The 3,202-nt window shown below is 48.2% G+C and carries 5 protein-coding genes; all 5 read left to right on the top strand.

Going from position 1 to position 3,202, the window contains the following annotated elements:
• Positions 1–144: 144 nt before the first annotated feature.
• The 5 genes from JCM11216_RS14070 to JCM11216_RS20300 all read left to right on the top strand — a co-directional run bounded on the left by JCM11216_RS14070 (position 145) and on the right by JCM11216_RS20300 (position 2,670).
• The gene (locus JCM11216_RS14070; RefSeq protein WP_054854601.1) at positions 145–507 is read left to right on the top strand and encodes a hypothetical protein; all 363 of its coding nucleotides are present in this window, start codon (positions 145–147) and stop codon (positions 505–507) included.
• A complete protein-coding gene (locus JCM11216_RS20290) occupies positions 465–650 on the top strand; it encodes a hypothetical protein (protein WP_243676474.1) in 186 nt (61 codons plus the stop codon). The genes JCM11216_RS14070 and JCM11216_RS20290 overlap by 43 nt, the downstream gene beginning before the upstream one ends.
• Positions 651–1,034: 384 nt before the next feature.
• Complete coding sequence (locus JCM11216_RS14075; protein ID WP_243676475.1) at positions 1,035–1,760, top strand: hypothetical protein; 726 nt, start codon at positions 1,035–1,037, stop codon at positions 1,758–1,760.
• A gap of 194 nt (positions 1,761–1,954) precedes the next feature.
• Positions 1,955–2,314: a hypothetical protein gene (locus JCM11216_RS20295; protein ID WP_243676476.1), complete on the top strand. Its 360-nt coding sequence runs from the start codon at positions 1,955–1,957 to the stop codon at positions 2,312–2,314.
• On the top strand, positions 2,284–2,670 hold the full coding sequence (locus JCM11216_RS20300) for a hypothetical protein (protein ID WP_243676477.1): 387 nt from the start codon (positions 2,284–2,286) through the stop codon (positions 2,668–2,670). The genes JCM11216_RS20295 and JCM11216_RS20300 overlap by 31 nt, the downstream gene beginning before the upstream one ends.
• Positions 2,671–3,202 lie beyond the last annotated feature (532 nt).

Consider the following 3,202-nt stretch of genomic DNA (forward strand, 5'->3'; position numbering starts at 1 on the left):
AGACCCGGAGGTTAAGCCAAAGATGGGCACGACGACTCTCAGGGGGGGTTGTTTGGGTGCTTTTGGTGTTCCTGTTGAGGTTGTTAGGAGGCATGGTTTTGAGGAGCAGGCCTTCAACAAACTGCTTAGGGGGGGTGTTTGGGAATGCATTGGGAAGCCCTAGCGTTTCATGGGGGGGAGCCTAGGGCATTCATAACAGGGGGGGGTGAGGTCATAATCGGCTACGTTACTGCCGAGATAGGCGAGTGCGAGGTCTCGATAAAGAGCCTTGAGTGCGTTAGGGCGGGCGTTGATGCCTTGGCCAAGGCCGTTAACCAGGGCTTTAAGTTATTCACTGCGTACCCATCAATGTACATGGCGTCAATAACCTACTTCCTAGCGAGGCTAGGCGTCCCAAGGCACATGCTGAAGTACGTGAACGCAGACCCGAGGGCAATGCCCTTCAGGCATTTAACGACGCCGATGTGGTTAGGAACATTGCCTACCTACACGTGGTTAAGGAAATAGCCCTCAGGGGTAGACTACACATGGGTACGAGGAGGACCGCATACACAGTACACAGGCTACTAATGGAGTCAGGATACAACGCAGACAAGGAAATGGCAAAGAGACACAGAGGACCAGTGCCATGCAAAGTAAGGCTAGCCTAGGTATCACACGAATTCCTAAGCAATGAGTTTAAATAATAATGTAAACACATAGAGACGGTGCGTGAGGCACTAAGGGGGGGCTTAGGTCTTAGAAGACTCGTGATTCTCGCATTTATAACGTTTATTTTATTAATACTTTCATTAGTAACTAATGTTTTGGCTTTTATATTTCTTTTTAAAAACTATGTGTATCTTATTTTCAATGTCATAAAATATCTTAATGAGGCCGTAAGTACCAGTGTTATCAATAGTTCCGCCATTGCCGTAGTGTGCAATGAATCTGCAATCTGTAGTATTTGTGGTAACTGCACGTTGCCGAATAAGGCGGTTACGAATTTTAATTATGCGATGCTTGCATACCTTCTTACTCCAATCTCATACTTTATGTTCTTTTTATTTTACATACTCTACCTGCACTCAGTGAGGGCATTACTAACGTATGAGGAATCTGATAGGGATGTCGTATTATCGCAAAGACCATGGAGTATTGCTCACGCATTCCATGTAGATGCGTTTGGATTGCTCATTATAGAGTGGGGGGGGTTCATAGTCTCTCAAGCCTTTTTCATAGCGTTATTTATTATTGGCTATCCTATGAGTATATTTCCGAGTTATGAGTATGATGCCTTATGCAGGGTATTTCCTTGCTCGGAGCTTCCGTCGGTCATTGAGGCTGTGCTATTCGGTGTAGAGATTACCTTAGTCATTATTGCCGTGCTTATTGAGAGGGGGGGTGAGTATGAGGTTGAGGAGCTCTGTAGGGAGGGGGGGTCGGGAAAGGAAAATGTGCTTGAGCGTATCAATAAATTCCTTAGTAGGTTTGGGCTTCATAGGTTTGAGGTTTACGCTGTGAGGATTTTGAGGATAGTCGTGATAATAATGATCTTGATTTCAATACCGCTGAGTATTGGTTTGATGATACCCGCATTCATAAGTAGGGCAGCACTTAGCGTATACCTATCCGCAACCTTCATGATGTTCGCAGTAATATTACTGGCTGGCGTAATTATGTTTATCCTAGAAATGTTCGTACGAGTAAGGGTTCACGAACTTTGCCGTAGCAGGCCAACAAAGCCTGAAACGCTAGAGAATCGCTTGGGTTTGTTTTAATCTTCTTGATTTTTTACGTTCTATCTTATCATCTGTGTTATCACCTATAATAGCCTTTATGATTAGCATCATCGTCGCTGTCGTTATTACCATATCCTTGTTTTACATCATTCATTGATCATGTTTTTACAAAGTCTCGTCGAATCCCGCCCCCTTATTAATTCAAATTGTATTATTTTTATTGGGGGGGAGTGATGAGCCCTGAGGTAGATCGCCTGGGCTTGGCCCGGGCGAATTCCTCGGGGGGGGTGATTCAACTGGCCCGTGGGCTGGGTATAGGGGGGGTTAGTATGAACTCTTGGAGCGAGTCCATTAGGCTTGCTGGTTTACTACTTAGGCGCCTTCGTGAATTTAATGAGCGTGGTGTTAGGGCTTTCTTCACCAGGGATTGCCGTAGATTCGATTCCTCGAATTGGCGGTTTGATGAAAGAGCCATCAAGTGCCTTAGGACTTGGTACATCAGGGCCTTGGTGAGTGTGGCCTCGGTGCTACACCCGCTGGTTAAGGCTTATGGGGTTAGTACGTGGAGTCTATTGTCGAGGAGGTCGATGTGACGAGGGTTGATGTTAGGGAGAATTTGCTGAGTGACCTAGCGAGGCTCATCTACGAGGCGGTCCTGAGCCATGCTGGGAGTAAGGCATTGAGTGATGCAAATGATGAATTCATCATTTCGAGGGTTGTCAACGCCGGTATCGGCGACCTAACGGCTCAAATAAGTAGGGTTGAGGAGTTGATGAGGAAGTGCAGGGATGGTAAAGTCGTCCTCGAGGGTGAGGAGGTCGACTGCCAAGAACTGTGGCTGTATGAGGCAGAGCTTAGGCAAATCCTAAGCGAACTACTGAGACTAGCCAGGAAGTACAACGTGAACGCCGAAACAAGCAGATTGCCATGGTGGCTACTCGAGGATTAAACGCACTCGCCCACCCCCCCTCCCTCCCTGCCACACCCCCCCTCCTCCCCCCCGCTCCTCTCGAGCAAAGAGCCGGTGGCCCCCCTCGTAGGGGGGGCTCCCGGCGTGTGTGGGCTTGGTGCAGTAGGATGGCTCCAAGTCAATGCCCGAAGGCTGGGGGGGGCGCCGCCTCGGCTGGTGGCAATTGAGTAGGATGGCTCCCGAACCACCACCGAGGACCGGCAGGAGGGAAGGCAGGGAGGGAAGAGTGGGCAAGGCCCAAGCAACAAGCTAGCAAGTTGCCCAGCAAACCCTAGGCAAAAACAACCAAGATTCTATTGTTGACGGATAAGGCAAATAATATTGTTCAAGCAAATGCTGAAACAAGTGATCAATGGGTAAACCAAGCAACGTAGGAAAATAGTAAGTCAAACCCCAGGGGGGGTTTGCTAAATAAATGACTACCAAAAGCATCAAGGCATTGATGCAATAGGTATTTAAGGCTGTGGAGTGGAGAGAAAAACGCCCTCCATACCCGGTCCCTGGAGTCCGG

It is taken from the genome of Vulcanisaeta distributa JCM 11216 (assembly GCF_001315985.1).
Taxonomy (GTDB): Archaea; Thermoproteota; Thermoprotei; order Thermoproteales; family Thermocladiaceae; genus Vulcanisaeta; species Vulcanisaeta distributa_E.

What these genes read in the sequence shown, in the direction of transcription:
- JCM11216_RS14070 (WP_054854601.1), top strand. Translation starts at nt 145, where the DNA reads ATGCATTGGGAAGCCCTAGCGTTTCATGGGGGGGAGCCTAGGGCATTC.
- JCM11216_RS14075 (WP_243676475.1), top strand. Translation starts at nt 1,035, where the DNA reads ATGTTCTTTTTATTTTACATACTCTACCTGCACTCAGTGAGGGCATTA.
- JCM11216_RS20295 (WP_243676476.1), top strand. Translation starts at nt 1,955, where the DNA reads ATGAGCCCTGAGGTAGATCGCCTGGGCTTGGCCCGGGCGAATTCCTCG.